Annotated in this window: 24 protein-coding genes; 2 read left to right on the plus strand and 22 right to left on the minus strand. The window is 38.1% G+C overall.

Annotated features, from left to right (window positions below; translation table 11 throughout):
• Window positions 1-245: 245 nt before the first annotated feature.
• Window positions 246-464: a hypothetical protein gene (locus ABH957_RS26900; RefSeq protein ID WP_002139933.1), complete on the minus strand. Its 219-nt coding sequence runs from the start codon at window positions 462-464 to the stop codon at window positions 246-248.
• A gap of 193 nt (window positions 465-657) precedes the next feature.
• Here ABH957_RS26900 and pdaB point away from each other — a divergent pair, with 193 nt between their 5' ends.
• Window positions 658-1,422, plus strand: a complete 765-nt coding sequence (gene pdaB, locus ABH957_RS26905; protein ID WP_113938444.1) for a polysaccharide deacetylase family sporulation protein PdaB — start codon at window positions 658-660, stop codon at window positions 1,420-1,422.
• Between the two features lie 124 nt (window positions 1,423-1,546).
• Here pdaB and kbaA read toward each other — a convergent pair whose 3' ends face one another.
• On the minus strand, window positions 1,547-2,158 hold the full coding sequence (gene kbaA / locus ABH957_RS26910) for a KinB signaling pathway activation protein KbaA (protein ID WP_002124701.1): 612 nt from the start codon (window positions 2,156-2,158) through the stop codon (window positions 1,547-1,549).
• Between the two features lie 139 nt (window positions 2,159-2,297).
• On the opposite strand from kbaA, the gene gerD reads away from it, so the two are divergent.
• Window positions 2,298-2,912, plus strand: a complete 615-nt coding sequence (gerD, locus tag ABH957_RS26915; RefSeq protein WP_002009716.1) for a spore germination lipoprotein GerD — start codon at window positions 2,298-2,300, stop codon at window positions 2,910-2,912.
• Between the two features lie 53 nt (window positions 2,913-2,965).
• Here gerD and ABH957_RS26920 read toward each other — a convergent pair whose 3' ends face one another.
• The 20 genes from ABH957_RS26920 to rpmD all read right to left on the minus strand — a co-directional run bounded on the left by ABH957_RS26920 (window position 2,966) and on the right by rpmD (window position 16,067).
• A complete protein-coding gene (locus ABH957_RS26920; protein ID WP_404512599.1) occupies window positions 2,966-4,033 on the minus strand; it encodes an Mrp/NBP35 family ATP-binding protein in 1,068 nt (355 codons plus the stop codon).
• Between the two features lie 144 nt (window positions 4,034-4,177).
• Window positions 4,178-4,891, minus strand: coding sequence for an N-acetylmuramoyl-L-alanine amidase CwlD (gene cwlD, locus ABH957_RS26925; RefSeq protein ID WP_002009721.1), 714 nt, complete (start codon window positions 4,889-4,891; stop codon window positions 4,178-4,180).
• Between the two features lie 66 nt (window positions 4,892-4,957).
• Entirely contained in the window at window positions 4,958-5,386 is a 429-nt protein-coding gene (locus ABH957_RS26930) for a DUF2521 family protein (RefSeq protein ID WP_002029335.1), read from the minus strand.
• A gap of 162 nt (window positions 5,387-5,548) precedes the next feature.
• Window positions 5,549-5,941 carry a 30S ribosomal protein S9 gene (gene rpsI / locus ABH957_RS26935; protein WP_002009728.1) on the minus strand — a complete coding sequence of 131 codons (393 nt, stop codon included), beginning with the start codon at window positions 5,939-5,941 and terminating at the stop codon, window positions 5,549-5,551.
• A gap of 21 nt (window positions 5,942-5,962) precedes the next feature.
• Window positions 5,963-6,400 carry a 50S ribosomal protein L13 gene (gene rplM, locus ABH957_RS26940; protein ID WP_002029337.1) on the minus strand — a complete coding sequence of 146 codons (438 nt, stop codon included), beginning with the start codon at window positions 6,398-6,400 and terminating at the stop codon, window positions 5,963-5,965.
• Between the two features lie 152 nt (window positions 6,401-6,552).
• Complete coding sequence (gene truA / locus ABH957_RS26945; protein ID WP_002124694.1) at window positions 6,553-7,296, minus strand: tRNA pseudouridine(38-40) synthase TruA; 744 nt, start codon at window positions 7,294-7,296, stop codon at window positions 6,553-6,555.
• Window positions 7,297-7,310: 14 nt separating this feature from the next.
• Window positions 7,311-8,105: an energy-coupling factor transporter transmembrane component T family protein gene (locus tag ABH957_RS26950; RefSeq protein ID WP_002124692.1), complete on the minus strand. Its 795-nt coding sequence runs from the start codon at window positions 8,103-8,105 to the stop codon at window positions 7,311-7,313.
• On the minus strand, window positions 8,093-8,974 hold the full coding sequence (locus tag ABH957_RS26955; protein WP_404512601.1) for an energy-coupling factor ABC transporter ATP-binding protein: 882 nt from the start codon (window positions 8,972-8,974) through the stop codon (window positions 8,093-8,095). Before ABH957_RS26955 ends, ABH957_RS26950 begins: the two co-directional genes overlap by 13 nt.
• Window positions 8,950-9,792 (minus strand): energy-coupling factor ABC transporter ATP-binding protein, encoded by an 843-nt coding sequence (locus ABH957_RS26960; RefSeq protein ID WP_002139935.1) that lies wholly within the window; start codon window positions 9,790-9,792, stop codon window positions 8,950-8,952. The genes ABH957_RS26955 and ABH957_RS26960 overlap by 25 nt, the downstream gene beginning before the upstream one ends.
• Before the next feature lie 106 nt (window positions 9,793-9,898).
• The gene (gene rplQ, locus ABH957_RS26965) at window positions 9,899-10,261 is read right to left on the minus strand and encodes a 50S ribosomal protein L17 (protein ID WP_000331490.1); all 363 of its coding nucleotides are present in this window, start codon (window positions 10,259-10,261) and stop codon (window positions 9,899-9,901) included.
• Window positions 10,262-10,296: 35 nt separating this feature from the next.
• Complete coding sequence (locus ABH957_RS26970; RefSeq protein ID WP_002009743.1) at window positions 10,297-11,241, minus strand: DNA-directed RNA polymerase subunit alpha; 945 nt, start codon at window positions 11,239-11,241, stop codon at window positions 10,297-10,299.
• A 180-nt stretch (window positions 11,242-11,421) separates the two neighbouring features.
• On the minus strand, window positions 11,422-11,811 hold the full coding sequence (gene rpsK / locus ABH957_RS26975; protein ID WP_002009745.1) for a 30S ribosomal protein S11: 390 nt from the start codon (window positions 11,809-11,811) through the stop codon (window positions 11,422-11,424).
• A 24-nt stretch (window positions 11,812-11,835) separates the two neighbouring features.
• Window positions 11,836-12,201 (minus strand): 30S ribosomal protein S13, encoded by a 366-nt coding sequence (gene rpsM, locus ABH957_RS26980; RefSeq protein ID WP_002063431.1) that lies wholly within the window; start codon window positions 12,199-12,201, stop codon window positions 11,836-11,838.
• A gap of 21 nt (window positions 12,202-12,222) precedes the next feature.
• Window positions 12,223-12,336 (minus strand): 50S ribosomal protein L36, encoded by a 114-nt coding sequence (gene rpmJ, locus ABH957_RS26985; RefSeq protein WP_000868344.1) that lies wholly within the window; start codon window positions 12,334-12,336, stop codon window positions 12,223-12,225.
• A gap of 35 nt (window positions 12,337-12,371) precedes the next feature.
• Window positions 12,372-12,590 (minus strand): translation initiation factor IF-1, encoded by a 219-nt coding sequence (gene infA / locus ABH957_RS26990; RefSeq protein ID WP_001029884.1) that lies wholly within the window; start codon window positions 12,588-12,590, stop codon window positions 12,372-12,374.
• Window positions 12,591-12,658: 68 nt separating this feature from the next.
• The gene (gene map, locus ABH957_RS26995; RefSeq protein ID WP_113938447.1) at window positions 12,659-13,405 is read right to left on the minus strand and encodes a type I methionyl aminopeptidase; all 747 of its coding nucleotides are present in this window, start codon (window positions 13,403-13,405) and stop codon (window positions 12,659-12,661) included.
• Window positions 13,405-14,055: an adenylate kinase gene (locus ABH957_RS27000; RefSeq protein ID WP_404512603.1), complete on the minus strand. Its 651-nt coding sequence runs from the start codon at window positions 14,053-14,055 to the stop codon at window positions 13,405-13,407. The genes map and ABH957_RS27000 overlap by 1 nt, the downstream gene beginning before the upstream one ends.
• 54 nt (window positions 14,056-14,109) lie before the next feature.
• Complete coding sequence (secY, locus tag ABH957_RS27005; protein WP_002124688.1) at window positions 14,110-15,411, minus strand: preprotein translocase subunit SecY; 1,302 nt, start codon at window positions 15,409-15,411, stop codon at window positions 14,110-14,112.
• Window positions 15,411-15,851, minus strand: a complete 441-nt coding sequence (gene rplO / locus ABH957_RS27010; RefSeq protein WP_002009754.1) for a 50S ribosomal protein L15 — start codon at window positions 15,849-15,851, stop codon at window positions 15,411-15,413. The genes secY and rplO overlap by 1 nt, the downstream gene beginning before the upstream one ends.
• A 33-nt stretch (window positions 15,852-15,884) precedes the next feature.
• Window positions 15,885-16,067: a 50S ribosomal protein L30 gene (gene rpmD / locus ABH957_RS27015; protein ID WP_001085231.1), complete on the minus strand. Its 183-nt coding sequence runs from the start codon at window positions 16,065-16,067 to the stop codon at window positions 15,885-15,887.
• Between the last annotated feature and the right edge of the window lie 13 nt (window positions 16,068-16,080).

Below are 16,080 nucleotides of genomic sequence, written 5' to 3' on the forward strand. Positions count from 1 at the left end.
CAGGATCAAACTCTCCAATAAAGTTAGTTTGTCTAGCATCTAAAAATAAAAATTGACGTTCACGTTGTTTGTTTCGTTCAGTTTTCAAAGAACTACTTGGTCGCTCATTTGCGACTTCCTTATGTTAACATCTTCATTTTTCGATGTCAACTAAGTTTTTCAATTTCTTTTTTGCCGTTTTCTGCGTTTCTGCATCAGCGACGTTTATTAATTTATCATATACTTATTCTTAACGTCAATACTTTTTAATAAAAAATTCTTTTTCTTACATAACGAATACATTCTTCCCTATTAGCAACTCTCCGAAATAAACAAAAAATGATTTTATACCTTTCTTCCATCGCCTTTTTTACAACGCTATGTATACGCTCATCTTCAAAATCAAATAAAAGTTCCTCTAACTCTCTCTTCAGTATGTATTCCATTTCTTTTTTCTCTTCCTTCGTCAACATAATCCCAAGCAAATTATCACCCCAATAACTCCTTACGTGTACCTATAAACGCCCCACTCATTTTCAATTATCAATAATGTATCATCAAAAAACAAAATTCTATCACTCATTATATCCACCACTTACGATATTAATCCCTTGTTCTCTTTTTTTAATTTAAAGCATATATGTAACTGAAAAGGATTGGACAAAGGGGCGTAATATTATGTTTTTCTTTTTTATTACGAGTAAAAGAACATTTAAACACATTAGCTTAATAATCGTACTTTCCTTATTTACAGCATGGCTACTCTTTTTAAAAACATATTCACATGAATCTGCTTTTTCAACTGCTACTGGCCCTAAAGTGATTTACAAAGGGGACACTGCAAAAAAACAAGTTGCATTCACGTTTGACATTAGTTGGGGGGACAAAAAAGCTATTCCAATCCTTAATACACTCAAAGAAAGAGAAATTAAGAATGCAACCTTCTTTCTCTCTGCTGCATGGGCTGAAAGACACCCTGATATTGTCGAACGCATCATGAAAGATGGACATGAGATTGGTAGTATGGGCTATAATTACACATCCTACAATTCACTAGAAGCAAATGAAATACGACGAGATCTTTTGCGGGCACAAGATGTTTTTACGAAACTTGGCGTAAAACAAGTCAAGCTATTACGTCCACCTAGTGGCGATTTTAACAAAACAACTCTTAAAATAGCGGAATCACTCGGATACACCATCGTTCATTGGAGTAACAATTCAAATGACTGGAAAAATCCCGGCGTAAATAAAATCATTTCCACAGTCTCTAGCAATTTAAAGGGTGGAGATATCGTCTTATTACATGCTTCTGATTCTGCCCTTCAAACAAATAAGGCTTTACCATTACTCTTACAAAAATTAAAGAGCGACGGATATGAACAAACATCTGTATCACAACTTATTTCCAACACAAGTACAAAAAGTGAAGATATTAAGTAGTTCCTTTCTACACGGTCCTTCACACATAAAAAGCTCTGCTATCTTTTGTTAAGATAGCAGAGCTTTTTTATCCTAGCATTTACAGACGATAAGAATCTGGATAATTAAAAATCCCCTCTCCTCATTAAGCTGACTTACTCTTTTGTCCAATTAAACGATGCAATACAAGTAACTGATATGAATTACATAATAAAAGTGGTATCACCATTAAATATAACCAATCTGTATCATTAATCCGGAGCGCTGGTACCCATTCAAGAATTGTTACAACAACCATAAAGAACAGAGCGGGAACAAATGCTTTTTTATTCGTTTCTTTACTCTTTATATAAGCGACAATTGCCCCAAACACAAATAACATCCCAGCAACAAGTATGTTATTCCCTAATGAAACTTCCCCATTTGCAACAAGTACTGACCTTAAATAAACGAAATCAAATAATACGAACGCAATAAAGAACAGTTGCACTGTATTCCATAAAGAAGATGACCGAAACATCCCTAATCCAAAACGATGGATCGTTAAATACGCAAAGAACCCCATTTGACTTATAACACTAAAAATAAACCCTACGCCCATCAACCAAAAGGAAATTGCTAAAATCTCTTTTCCGTCGAAATTTTGAAAAAATTTAGCGTACTTGTCCCACTCTAAAACAAAACCAATAAAGACTGTGCTAATCCCACCAAGAAACAACGTCGTAAAAAATAGTCGTACCCACTTGCGGCTATTCACAACACATCCCCCATTATTCTTATATTTCTAATTAAATTGTAACAATGACAATTTCAAAAAGCTAGCCATGTTAATGTATAAATTCCTTAAAGAGATTTATATTAAAAAAAGAGAACTTTGTTGAAAGGAGCTCCAACTTATGAAACGGATGCTGCTCGTTTTGATTTCTTCTTTTCTATTTATAGCACTAGCGGCATGTGCACAAGAAAAAGAAGCAAAATCCGAACTTGATTATGATCAAACAAAAAAAATGATTGTTGATATTTTAAAAACCGATCAAGGAAAAAAAGCGATCCAAGATGTATTAACTGATGAAAAAATGAAACAAGCACTCATACTAGATGAAACAGTAGTAAAGAAAACGATTGAAGATGCACTGGTATCTGAAAAAGGGCAACAATTCTGGGAAAAGCTCTTTAAAGACCCTGAGTTCTCATCGAAATTTGCTAAAAGTATGGGAAAAGAACAAACAAACTTAATGAAAACTTTACTAAAAGATCCTGAATACCAATCAGGTGTTATAGAGATTATGAAAAATCCTGAAGTAGAGAAAATTATGTTACAAACAATGAAGAGTAAAGAATATCGTCAATATTTACAGCAAGTACTAACTGAAACTGCCGAAAGTCCACTCTTCCAAGCTAAGATGATTGACATCATTAGTAAAGGTGTACAAAAAGCCGAAAAAGGTGGATCTGATAAGAAAGGCGCAGGTGGTGAAGGCGGTTCTCAAGATGGGAACAAAGAACAATAATAAAAATTATAGTAATGAGTGGACAATGTATATATTGTCCACTCATTACTACTTTATTTTTGCGCGACAGCTGTTTTATCAATAACTGTCTCAGCTATCGTACGATAAATGAGACCCGTTGTATGTGTATCTTCATATACTGACGGCGCAAAGTCCTCTTTATTCCAATCAGGTTGTTGAAGTGGAATTCGGCCAAGTACATCCGTTTGGAGTTCCGTAGCCAATTTATCTCCTCCGCCTCTTCCAAACACATACTCTTTTTCACCAGTTGCTTTACTTTCAAAATACGCCATATTTTCAACAACACCAAGAATACTATGTTCTGTACGTAAAGCCATGGCTCCAGCGCGCGCTGCTACAAATGCCGCTGTTGGATGCGGCGTTGTTACAATAATCTCTTTACAAGCCGGCAACATCGAATGTACATCTAGAGCAACATCACCCGTACCTGGTGGTAGGTCCAATACTAAGTAATCTAAATCACCCCACTCTACTTCTGTGAAAAAGTGATTTAACATTTTCCCAAGCATCGGTCCTCTCCAAATAACAGGTGCGTTATCTTCTACAAAGAATCCCATTGAGATTACTTTCACGCCTAGACGCTCCACTGGTATTATCTTATCACCTCTTACGATTGGACGTTTTTCTATACCCATCATATCCGGTACACTAAAACCGTAAATATCCGCGTCAATGATACCAACCTTTTTGCCTAAACGAGCTAAAGCAATTGCAAGGTTAACAGAAACAGTTGATTTCCCTACTCCACCTTTTCCACTTGCCACTGCTAAAAATGTTGTATTTGAGTTCGGCGATAATAAGGATTCACTTTTCTCTTCCTCTTGCGGTGGTGCAAACTGAGCTAATTCCTCTTCTGTAAATTCTGCAAAACGAAGTCCAACTGTTGTTGCTCCAAGTTCTTTTACTAACTTTACAATTCCAGACTGCAACTGCATTTGTTCCGCTGTACCCGTCTTTACAATTGCAATTTTAACACTTACATGTTTTTTCTCAGGCTTGACTGTCACCTCTTTAATTGCATTTGTTTCTTTTAACGTTTTATGTATAAACGGATCTACAATCCCTTCCAATGCTTCCACTACCTGCTCTTTTGTTACCATAATTAGCCCAGCCCCCTGTATAAAAAATAACGTAATGTTAATTAAATTTATCTCTCTTTATTTTTGAAATAAATGCGTTTACATTTCCAGTATAACATATTTTCGGAAAACTTCGTTAACGAGAGAAACTCGAAAAAATCCTCCTTATTCTGGAGGATTTCCTTTTTCCGTAAAATAACGTAATATACCACGATATATTGCAGCAGCTACTTTTTGTTGGTATTTCTCCGAATTTAACATATATCTTTCATTCACATTCGATAAAAAGCCAGCCTCAATTAAAGCACCTGGTGTTTTGGCATACTTCAATAAATACACGTGAGGAATTGTTTTAGCAGAACGATTCGTATTTTCTAAGCTTGTTCTCAATTCAGCTTGTATAAATTTCGCAGCCCGTTCATTTTCAATCGAAGAACGATAGTAGAACGTTTGTGCGCCCTTAGATCCACTACTAGTTAGGGCATTTAAATGAATACTCGCAAAAAAGTCTACATCAGGCTTATTAATGATCTCAACACGCTTTTTTAAATCCTCTGCTTTACGTCTACTATATGACTTTGTATCTTTATTAGCTAAATCATAATCTCCTTCACGCGTTAAAATAACTAAAGCACCTTGTTCTTGTAAATAATCTTGTACCTTTTTTGTAATCTCAAGTGTAATATCTTTTTCTACAATATCCTTTCCACCAACAGCCCCTCCGTCTGGCCCACCATGCCCAGCATCTAGTACAATCACTTTCCCTGATAAGGGTAAATTCCAAGCTCGCCACGATTTTGTAATTTGAAATTCTTGTTTAACTAAAAAAAACAAAACAACCGCAGCGAGCGCAAAAGAGATAATTCGAATTCTCTTCATACCTTTCCTCCTCCAGCTAGTCCCTCTAATTACTTATATGGGACAAGAGGAAAGTTTATGCTTGTCTTAGTGTAGCTTTAATCGATATCTTCTTTCGCCTTTTTCATACCCTTCCTGCCACCACAAGCCGATAAACTGCTGGCAAGATTCAAAAAGCAATTCCTCGTCTTGCAACTTAATTTCACGTATAGTCATACTCGTTAAAAATTGAAATAACGTTTCAGTTAATTGTTGTTCTTCTTCTAAAGCCCTATATTTCACATCAAAGAATGATTCACCATGATAACCAAATTTACTGTATCTCGCTCCTAATAAATAAGATTCTATCCCTAGTTCAATACAATAATCTTCATACTGACGATGAAGTTCTTGCATCTGAAAGGCATCACGAATATTTAAACGCAATGTTTTTAATGATAATTCTCGCAGCATCTTCCGCTCGTATTTTAACTGCTTTTCTTTTTGTTTTTCTTGTAAGCTGACAATGACATTCATAGTACTTATAAACCTCCCTAATACGTATTAGTCTAAACTTCTAAAGAAGAAGCATACGCGAGGCGGTAGCACTAAAATATTCCAAGCTAAAAAAATTATAAAAGAAGAATTAAACATAAAAAAACCCCAACCAAAATGGTTGGGGTTTGTAGTTCGCAAAAATTAACGTTTTGAGAACTGAGGTGCACGACGTGCGCCTTTAAGACCGTATTTTTTACGCTCTTTCATACGTGCGTCACGAGTTAATAGACCCGCACGTTTTAATGTTAGACGGTATTCTGGATCAGCTTTTAATAAAGCGCGAGAAATACCGTGACGAATAGCACCAGCTTGACCAGTGTATCCACCACCATTTACGTTTACAAGTACATTGTAGTTACCTAAAGTTTCTGTTGCAACTAGAGGTTGTTTCACTACTTCACGTAATGCAGCAAATGGGATATAGTTTTCAAAATCACGACCGTTAATAATAACGCGTCCTTCGCCTGGAACTAGGCGTACGCGCGCTACTGAACTCTTACGACGTCCAGTGCCATAGTATTGAACCTGTGCCAAAGTAAGCCCTCCTTTAATTAATTATCCGCGAAGTTCGTAAACTTCTGGTTGTTGTGCTTGGTGTGGATGCTCTGCTCCAGCATACACGTTTAATTTCTTAGACACTTGACGTCCTAAACGTCCTTTTGGAAGCATGCCTTTAATTGCAAGCTCTAACATTTGTACAGGGTAGTTTGTACGCATTTCTAGAGCTGTTCTTTGCTTAAGTCCACCTGGGTGGTTAGTGTGACGGTAGTAAATTTTATCGTTTAATTTATTACCTGTTAAATGAATTTTCTCAGCGTTAATAATAATTACATGATCACCCGTGTCAACGTGTGGTGTAAATGTTGGTTTGTGTTTACCACGTAAAATGGATGCTACTTCAGTAGATAGGCGACCTAAAGTTTGACCTTCAGCATCAACCACATACCATTTACGCTCAACTTCGTTAGCTTTTGCCATAAAAGTCGTACGCATGTGTTTCCCTCCTCGTTATCTTTTCCATAGAAAAAATCTATTGTTTATCTTAAACACGATTTCCTTCCGGGGCTAATCGTGGTTTTAGAAACAATACCATATGTTATGATATACTTTTGAGTTTCTAATGTCAAGCAAATGTTACACCAGGATTAGTTGTTATAGTTTACCTGCCATAAGTAAAGTCCATGACCTGGAGCCATCTTTCCAGCAAACTGGCGATTTTGTTTCGCTAAAATCTCTGGAATACTATCCGGATCAAGCTTTCCTTGACCTACGCTAAGTAACGTACCAACAATAATTCTGACCATATTATATAAAAATCCATTACCTACAAAGCGAAAAATTAATTCATCGTCTTGCTCAATTAATTCGATTTCATAAATTGTTCGCACTTTATCTTTTTTGTCAGTTTTTGCCGAACAAAAAGAAGTAAAGTCATGCGTTCCAATAAAATAAGGAATCGCTTTTCTTATAGAGTTTATTTCGAGCGGATATGGATATTGATATACGTAATTTCTACGGAATACATCCGCAGTCTTTGATAATAATACACGATAGCGATATTCTTTTTTCTCGACACCGTAACGTGCATGAAATTCTTCTGTTTTCTTCTCTACCTGCCTGATAATAATATCATCCGGCAACATTGTATTTAAAGCATTACTCCATTGCCACTCTTCAAGAGACAAAGGTGTATCAAAGTGTATCACTTGTCCTTTGGCGTGAACGGTAGAATCCGTTCTGCCTGATGCCTGCACACGAACAAGTTCTCCTTTATGCAACTTCTGCAATGCTTTCTCTATTTCTTGTTGAACAGTCCGATGCTGTGGTTGAATTTGGTAACCACAAAAATGAATGCCATCATATGCAACTGTACATTTTATTCTTTCCATTTCTCTATTCTCCATTACGACCGCACCCATGCCAAAATACAAGCTAAACAAAGTAAGCTTACAATTGTTACTGTATCACTTATTTTCCAGCGTAGTTGCCTAAATTTAGTACGTCCTTCGCCACTTTTATATCCACGAGATTCCATCGCAATCGCTAAGTCCTCTGCACGCTTAAAAGCACTGATAAATAATGGAACGAGTAGTGAGATAATAGCTTTCATCCTATCTTTTATCGGTCCCCCGGCGAAATCAATGCCACGTGACGCTTGTGCTTTCATAATTTTACTCGTTTCATCCATTAATGTCGGGATAAAACGTAGTGAAATTGACATCATTAATGCGATTTCATGAACAGGAACTTTTATACGCTTGAACGGCTTTAATAACGTCTCCAACCCATCTGTAATTTCAATAGGTGTCGTCGTTAACGTTAATAATGTCGTCATTAAAATAATAACGAAAAATCGTATAGAAATGTATATCCCTTGCTCTAATCCTTTTTCATGTATCGAAAACCAACCAAGCTGGAATAGTACTTCCCCTTCTTTATTTGTAAAAATATGCAGGAAAAATGTAAAAAGAAAAATCCACAGAATTGGTTTTAAGCCCGAAAGTACATAACGAATCGGCACTTTTGCAAAAAATAAAGCAATGAGTGCATATAAAAATAAAAATCCATATGAAATCGCATTATTTGCTAAGAAAACAACAAATACATATAAAAAGACAATCAACAGCTTCGTACGAGGATCAAGTTGATGAATGAGTGACTGACCTGGAATATATCTCCCAATAATCAACTGCTGCATGATTCATGACCACCTTTTCGTAACACCTGTACAACTTCATGAGTAAGATCCTCTAAAGATAAGGTAGCCTTCGAAATTGAAATACCAAACTTCTCTTCAATTGCACGTTTATACTTTAAAGACATTGGAAGATTCACACCGATTTGTTCTAATTCATCAGCATATGAAAATACTTCCTCTGCTCTTCCTTGCAAAAAGACCGTTCCTTTATGCATGACCACTATTTGATCTGCATACTTAGCGGCATCCTCCATATTATGGGTAACAAGAATGACTGTAAGCCCCTGTTCCTTATGCAAATTGTAAAACATCTCCATGAGCTCGTGCTGTCCTTTTGGATCAAGCCCTGCTGTAGGTTCATCTAATACAAGCACCTCGGGTTCCATCGCAAGTACGCCTGCTATTGCAACACGCCTCATTTGCCCACCGCTTAATTCAAACGGAGAACGTGCTAATAACTCTATGTCCAATCCAACAAGCTGGATTGCATCTTTCGCCTTTTGTTTTGCCTCTTCTTCAGATACACCAAAATTAGTAGGTCCAAAACAAATGTCCTTTTCAACTGTTTCTTCAAATAGTTGATGTTCTGGAAACTGAAAGACAACCCCTACTTTTTTTCGTAGCGGCTTAAGTTTTTTCTCTTTCTTCCCTGCTGAAATTAAATGTTCACCAATTTGAACCGTACCATTTGTCGGCTGCAATAAACCATTTAAATGTTGAATCATCGTCGACTTACCTGAACCAGTATGACCGATAATGGCATAATAGCCCCCACTTGGAAACGACACGTCTACATCATAAAGTGCGCGTCTTTCAAATGGAGTTTTATATTGATAACGATGTTCTACTTTTTGGAATGTAATCTCCAAAGTTCGTTCACCAAGCTTTCCATTGTAAGATGCGTATTTTGCAAGTGAATTTCATTTCTTTTTAATAATTCTGCTATTTTCACCGAAAAAGGTACATCTAATCCAATCTCTTGGAGCATATGAGAGGATTTGAAAATTTGCTCTGGAGTACCTTCCTCTAATATTTCTCCCTTGTTCAAAATAATAATACGGTCTGACTGTGCCGCTTCTTCTAAATCGTGCGTAATCGATAACACCGTAATACCCTTTTGATTAACAAGTTGTCTGACCGTTTCTACTACTTCACGTCTCCCCTGAGGGTCTAACATTGAAGTTGCTTCATCTAGTATTAAAATAGATGGCTGAAGTGCTAGAACACCTGCTATTGCGACTCGCTGCTTTTGTCCACCAGATAACGAATGGGGTTCTTCATTTAAAAAATCTTCCATACGGACAAGTTGCAGAGCTTGTTCTAGTCTTTCTATCATCTGCTCCCTTGGCATTCCGATGTTCTCTAGGCCGAATACAACGTCATCTTGTACTGTCGTTCCAACAAATTGATTATCTGGATTTTGAAATACCATCCCAATTTGCTTTCGAACATCCCATACTGTTTCCTCTGATAAAATCATTGTATCATTTAAAGTGATTGTCCCTGATTCCGGTAAAAATAAGCCATTCAATAATTTTGCAAGTGTAGACTTCCCTGAACCATTTTGTCCAATAACAGATACCCATTCTCCTTCATATAAGGAAAACGAAACATCTTTTAATGCATAAGAGGCTGCCCCAGGATATTGAAATGATATATTTTCTGTCCGAAGTTTCTCTTTTTTCAATACAAGGCACCCTTTCTTTCGCCAAGTTAGCCTATCTTTTTATACTTAAAAAAAAAGGGCCATGACCAGTTACTTGAAAAGAACTGTCCTGCCCTTTTAATCATCATTATACTAACTCGATAATTACCATTGGTGCTGCGTCTCCGCGACGTGGACCAATTTTTGCAATACGAGTGTATCCGCCTTGGCGCTCAGCATAGCGTGGAGCTACATCAGCGAATAATTTTTGAAGTGCATCTTGACCAGTCTCAGCGTTAGCAACCTCATTACGGATGAAAGCTGCTGCTTGACGACGAGCATGAAGATCTCCGCGTTTACCTAAAGTGATCATTTTTTCCACTACAGAACGAAGTTCTTTTGCACGAGTTTCTGTCGTTTGGATGCGCTCGTTGATAATTAAATCAGTAGCTAAATCACGTAACATAGCTTTACGTTGCGCACTTGTACGGCCTAATTTTCTGTATGCCATTCGTAGTTCCCTCCTTTGTTGATGGGTTTAAATCCTCAGTCGTCTTTACGTAAACCTAAACCTAATTCCTCAAGTTTATGTTTAACTTCTTCTAAGGATTTACGTCCTAAGTTACGAACTTTCATCATATCTTCTTCTGTTTTGTTCGCAAGCTCTTGTACAGTATTAATTCCTGCACGTTTTAGGCAATTATAAGAACGAACAGAAAGATCTAGTTCCTCGATAGTCATCTCAAGAACTTTTTCTTTTTGATCTTCTTCCTTCTCGACCATAATCTCAGCATTTTGTGCTTCGTCAGTTAAACCAACAAAGATATTTAAATGCTCAGTTAAGATTTTGGCACCTAAAGAGATAGCTTCTTTTGGCCCGATGCTTCCATCCGTCCATACATCAAGCGTAAGCTTATCATAATTAGCCACTTGTCCGACACGTGTCTTTTCCACTTGGTAAGTCACACGTGATACTGGAGTATAAATAGAATCAATAGGAATTACTCCTATTGGTTGATCTTCGCTTTTATTTGCATCAGCTGGCGTATACCCACGGCCACGCTTTGCAGTTAAACGCATGCGGAAATGCGCATTTTTTGCTAACGTCGCAATGTGTAAATCTGGATTTAAGATTTCAACATCACTATCGTGAGTAATATCAGCAGCTGTGACAATACCTTCGCCCTGTACATCGATTTCCAACGTCTTCTCTTCTTCAGAGTAGATTTTAAGAGCTAACTTTTTCAAGTTTAAGATCATCGTCGTAACGTCTTCTACTACGCCCTCAACTGTTGAAAATTCGTGTAAAACGCCATCGATTTGGATAGCAGTTACAGCGGCACCAGGGAGTGAGGATAAAAGAATACGACGTAAGGAGTTACCCAAAGTAGTACCATATCCACGCTCAAGCGGTTCAATCACGAATTTGCCATACTTAGCATCTTCGTTAAGTTCAACCGTTTCGATTTTCGGTTTTTCGATTTCAATCATTAACTAAACCCTCCTTCAAAACGTCGAAACCCCGGTTAAACAAAGGAAGAACCTCTGTTTAACCGAAAGTCCCCCTTAGGCAGTTCCCGATTGTGCACAACAAGCGATGTTTCTGTACGAAATTTCTCGATAATGCATCATATCCATTATAGACAAAAGGGAAAATTCTATACAGAAAAATTACACACGACGACGTTTTGGTGGACGACATCCATTATGAGGAACTGGAGTAACATCTCTAATTGCTGTTACTTCTAGACCTGCCGCTTGAAGAGCACGAATTGCAGCTTCACGACCAGCACCAGGACCTTTAACAGTAACCTCTAAAGTTTTTAAACCATGCTCCATTGCAACTTTAGAAGCAGCTTCAGCAGCCATTTGCGCAGCGAATGGAGTAGATTTACGAGATCCACGGAAACCAAGTGCACCAGCACTAGACCAAGAAAGTGCGTTACCATGAGTATCTGTAAGTGTTACGATTGTGTTGTTGAAAGTAGAACGAATATGAGCTATACCAGCTTCAATATTCTTTTTCACACGTTTTTTACGAGTGTTTGTTTTACGTGCCATTGTTAGTTCAACCTCCTTTACTTATTATTTCTTTTTATTTGCTACTGTACGACGTGGACCTTTACGTGTACGAGCATTGTTTTTAGAGTTTTGACCACGAACTGGTAAACCACGACGGTGACGAAGACCACGGTAAGAACCGATCTCCATTAGACGTTTAATATTAAGAGATACTTCACGACGAAGGTCTCCCTCAACTTTAATACGATCGATGATATCACGGATACGTCCTAATTCATCTTCCGATAAATCACGAACTCGTGTTTCCGAAGAAATACCAGCTTCTGTAATAATTTTTTCAGCAGTTGTGCGACCAATGCCGAATACGTAAGTTAAAGAAATAACAACGCGCTTGTCACGAGGAATATCTACACCTGCGATACGTGCCATTCTGAATGCACCTCCTTCTGATTAACCTTGTTTTTGTTTATGTTTAGGGTTTTCACAAATAACCATTACTTTTCCACGTCTACGAATAACTTTACATTTTTCGCAGATTGGTTTAACTGACGGTCTTACTTTCATGTCTCGAACCTCCTTAAAGATTACGGAGTGCTATATTATTTAAAACGGTACGTAATACGACCACGATTTAAATCGTACGGAGATAATTCTACCGTAACTTTGTCTCCTGGTAAAATACGAATGAAGTTCATACGGATTTTACCAGAAACGTGAGCCAATACGACATGCCCATTCTCTAATTCTACTTTGAACATAGCATTTGGCAACGTTTCAAGAACGGTACCTTCGACTTCAATTACATCATCTTTAGCCATTCAATAGTTCTCCCTTCTTCAAATCAGTAACATTTTACACTGCTCTGAAATCCCGGAGAGCCAGCTACTTATAAAGTGGTAAGGATTTCGTATCCTGCTTCTGTAAGAGCAATCGTGTGCTCAAAATGGGCACACCATTTACCATCTACCGTTACCACTGTCCAGTCATCAGATAGTGTTTTTACATATCGTCTTCCTTGATTCACCATCGGCTCAACACAGATGACCATTCCCGGCTTTAATCTAGGGCCTCTATTTGGTGGACCATAGTGCGGGATTTGAGGGTCCTCATGTAAGTCTTGCCCGATTCCGTGACCAACATACTCCCTAACGATCGAGAACCCATTCTCTTCAGCATGTGTTTGAACCACATGCGAGATATTTGATAATCTTTCGCCTGGTTTTACTTGTTCTAGACCAAGATACAACGATTTTTCTGTGACATCAAGTAGCTTTTGAACAGATTCAGAAATGTTTCCAACTGGATACGTCCATGCAGAATCTCCATGGTACCCATTGTATTTCGCACCAATATCGATACTGATGATATCGCCCTCTTCGAGCTTACGCTTCCCTGGAATCCCGTGTACAAGCTCTTCATTTACAGAAGCACAAATGCTCCCCGGAAATCCGTTGTATCCTTTAAAAGATGGCGTAGCACCATATTTTCGAATCGTCTTTTCCGCTATTTGATCGAGCTCTTTCGTTGTAATTCCTGGAGTAATATGTTGTTTCAACTCTTGATGAGTTAAAGCAACGATCCTGCCAGCTTCTCGCATGATTTCTATCTCGCGAGGAGTTTTGCAGATGATCATTACGCTAAGTCTCCGATGAGAACATCGATATCAGCAAATACTTTATTGATACCTTGCTCACCATTAATGCTTTGTAAGTAGCCAAGCTCCTCGTAGAAATCAAGCAAAGGTTTTGTTTGCTTAATATTTACATCTAAACGATTTGCTACAGTTTCTTCATTGTCATCAGAGCGTTGATATAATTCGCCACCACATTTATCGCACACATCAGCTTTTGCTGGCGGATTGAATTCTAAGTGGTAAGTCGCACCGCATTCTTTACAAATGCGACGGCCTGTAAGGCGTTTTAATAACAACCCTGAATCCACATTAATGTTTAAAACATAGTCGATTTTTTTGCCAAGATCTTTCATAATCTCTTCAAGAGCTGATGCTTGTGCAACAGTTCGTGGGAAACCATCTAATAAGAAGCCTTTAATACAGTCTTCTTGGCTTAAACGTTCACGAACAATTCCAATTGTAACTTCATCTGGAACAAGCGCACCTTTATCAATAAAAGATTTTGCTTGTAAACCAAGTTCAGTTTCAGCCTTCATAGCTGCACGGAACATATCTCCTGTTGAGATGTGAGGGATGTTATACTTGGCAACAATCTGTTCGGCTTGTGTACCTTTACCAGCACCAGGAAGCCCCATTAAAATCAAGTTCATCCTTGTTCCCCCTCAGTACATGAGCATGTAGGGAAGACAGTTCTTCCCACTTACTCACTGCTTGATAAACCCTTTGTAATGGCGTTTTACCAATTGGCTTTCTAGCTGCTTCATTGTTTCTAAAGCAACGCCGACAACGATTAACATACTCGTTCCACCAATCTGTGCAGATGGAGGAAGATTTCCCAATTTCGTAAAGATAACTGGTAAGATTGCAATCGCTGCTAGGAAAATTGATCCCACAAAGGTCAAACGATACAAGATTTTTGTTAGATATTGTTCTGTATTCTTACCCGGACGAATACCTGGAACATATCCACCTTGCTTGTTTAGATTCTCTGACATTTGCTCTGGATTAACCTGAACAAATGCATAGAAATATGTGAAGGCTACAATGAGCGCAACATATATGATCATTCCCACTGGGTGAGAATAGTTAAAGTTTGCAATAATCCACTGCGACACATCATGTTTCGGGAAGAACTGTGCAATAGTTGGAGGCGTAATTAAGAATGAAACAGCAAAAATGACTGGAATAACACCCGCACTATTTACCTTAAGTGGTAAATGAGTGTTTTGTGCTCCAGCATGATTCCCATTCCCTCCTGTTACACGCTTCGCGTATTGAATTGGGATCTTTCTAACAGCCTGTTGAATGAAAATAACACCAACAATAACTGCTAGCACAGCTAGTAAAATCAATGCAACTTTAACGATACTCATGAACAATTGATCTCCGATATTTTGAAACTGTTGTTGATACACTTGAGATATAACACTTGGGATCGCTGCGGCAATACCACCAAAGATAAGAATGGAAATACCATTACCTACACCTTTAGCTGTAATCTGTTCACCTAACCACATTAAAAATGCAGTACCAGCAGTCAGTACCGTAGCAATGTATAAATAAGTGCTCCAACCTGGATTCAAAATTAATTGCCCACCTACCATACCGTTAAAACCGATTGACATACCAAACCCCTGAATAAACGCAAGAACAATTGTAAAGTAACGCGTGAATTGCGTTAGTTTACGACGGCCCATTTCGCCTTGCTTCGACCATTCCGAAAATTTAGGAACAACATCCATCTGCAATAATTGCACGATGATGGATGCTGTAATATACGGCATGATTCCCATCGCGAAGATGGAGAAGTTCTTCAAGGCGCCACCGCCAAATGTATTTAGGATACCTAAGGCATTTAATTGATCTTGTGCTTTCAGTACGTCTCCATTTGTAAATGGCACTGGGATAAACGTGCCAATCCTGAATACGACTAACATGGCTAAAGTGAATAATATTTTACGTCTTATCTCAGCAACGCGCATAAAGTTGGAGATTGTACGAAACATTAGATCACCTCAACTGATCCGCCAGCTGCTTCAATTGCTTCTTTAGCACTTGAAGAGAACTTGTGCGCTTTAACAGTTAATTTTTTCTCTACTGCTCCGCTTGCAAGAATTTTAACACCGTCGTTTAACTTGCTGATAACGCCAGTTTCCAGCAATAATTCAGGTGTTACTTCTGTACCATCTTCAAAACGATTTAACGTTGATAAGTTTACAATAGTAAACTCTTTACGGTTAATGTTTGTGAAGCCGCGTTTTGGTAAACGACGGAATAGTGGAGTTTGACCACCTTCGAAGCCAAGACGAACACCGCCGCCAGAACGTGCGTTTTGTCCTTTATGACCTCTACCAGCAGTTTTACCGTTACCAGAACCGATACCACGACCGACACGGTTACGTACTTTACGAGAACCTTCTGCAGGTTTTAATTCATGAAGTTTCATTCCCAGGCACCTCCTTATATTAATGAGTTATCCTTAAGCTTCTTTTACAGTTATAAGGTGAGAAACTTTGTTGATCATACCAAGAATAGCAGGAGTTTCTTCCTTAACTACAGTTGAATTCAACTTTTTAAGACCTAAAGCTTCTACCGTCGCACGTTGATCTTGTGGACGACCAATTACACTACGAGTGAGGGTAATTTCTAACTTTTTCGCCATTTGTTTTCCCTCC

Source organism: Bacillus sp. RC242 (genome assembly GCF_044908245.1).
Classification (GTDB): Bacteria; Bacillota; Bacilli; order Bacillales; family Bacillaceae_G; genus Bacillus_A; species Bacillus_A mycoides.

Excerpts from the sequence above, each read along its gene's own strand:
- ABH957_RS26950 (WP_002124692.1), bottom strand. The coding sequence starts at position 8,105 with ATGCAGCAGTTGATTATTGGGAGATATATTCCAGGTCAGTCACTCATT.
- ABH957_RS26930 (WP_002029335.1), bottom strand. The coding sequence starts at position 5,386 with ATGAATGTCATTGTCAGCTTACAAGAAAAACAAAAAGAAAAGCAGTTA.
- rpmJ (WP_000868344.1), bottom strand. The coding sequence starts at position 12,336 with ATGAAAGTAAGACCGTCAGTTAAACCAATCTGCGAAAAATGTAAAGTT.
- rplQ (WP_000331490.1), bottom strand. The coding sequence starts at position 10,261 with ATGGCATACAGAAAATTAGGCCGTACAAGTGCGCAACGTAAAGCTATG.
- rplM (WP_002029337.1), bottom strand. The coding sequence starts at position 6,400 with ATGCGTACGACTTTTATGGCAAAAGCTAACGAAGTTGAGCGTAAATGG.
- secY (WP_002124688.1), bottom strand. The coding sequence starts at position 15,411 with ATGTTTCGTACAATCTCCAACTTTATGCGCGTTGCTGAGATAAGACGT.
- ABH957_RS26920 (WP_404512599.1), bottom strand. The coding sequence starts at position 4,033 with ATGGTAACAAAAGAGCAGGTAGTGGAAGCATTGGAAGGGATTGTAGAT.
- ABH957_RS26970 (WP_002009743.1), bottom strand. The coding sequence starts at position 11,241 with ATGATTGAAATCGAAAAACCGAAAATCGAAACGGTTGAACTTAACGAA.
- rpsK (WP_002009745.1), bottom strand. The coding sequence starts at position 11,811 with ATGGCACGTAAAACAAACACTCGTAAAAAACGTGTGAAAAAGAATATT.
- ABH957_RS27000 (WP_404512603.1), bottom strand. The coding sequence starts at position 14,055 with ATGAACTTGATTTTAATGGGGCTTCCTGGTGCTGGTAAAGGTACACAA.
- pdaB (WP_113938444.1), top strand. The coding sequence starts at position 658 with ATGTTTTTCTTTTTTATTACGAGTAAAAGAACATTTAAACACATTAGC.
- gerD (WP_002009716.1), top strand. The coding sequence starts at position 2,298 with ATGAAACGGATGCTGCTCGTTTTGATTTCTTCTTTTCTATTTATAGCA.
- map (WP_113938447.1), bottom strand. The coding sequence starts at position 13,405 with ATGATCATCTGCAAAACTCCTCGCGAGATAGAAATCATGCGAGAAGCT.
- infA (WP_001029884.1), bottom strand. The coding sequence starts at position 12,590 with ATGGCTAAAGATGATGTAATTGAAGTCGAAGGTACCGTTCTTGAAACG.
- cwlD (WP_002009721.1), bottom strand. The coding sequence starts at position 4,891 with ATGAAGAGAATTCGAATTATCTCTTTTGCGCTCGCTGCGGTTGTTTTG.
- rplO (WP_002009754.1), bottom strand. The coding sequence starts at position 15,851 with ATGAAACTTCATGAATTAAAACCTGCAGAAGGTTCTCGTAAAGTACGT.
- rpsM (WP_002063431.1), bottom strand. The coding sequence starts at position 12,201 with ATGGCACGTATCGCAGGTGTAGATATTCCTCGTGACAAGCGCGTTGTT.
- truA (WP_002124694.1), bottom strand. The coding sequence starts at position 7,296 with ATGGAAAGAATAAAATGTACAGTTGCATATGATGGCATTCATTTTTGT.
- rpmD (WP_001085231.1), bottom strand. The coding sequence starts at position 16,067 with ATGGCGAAAAAGTTAGAAATTACCCTCACTCGTAGTGTAATTGGTCGT.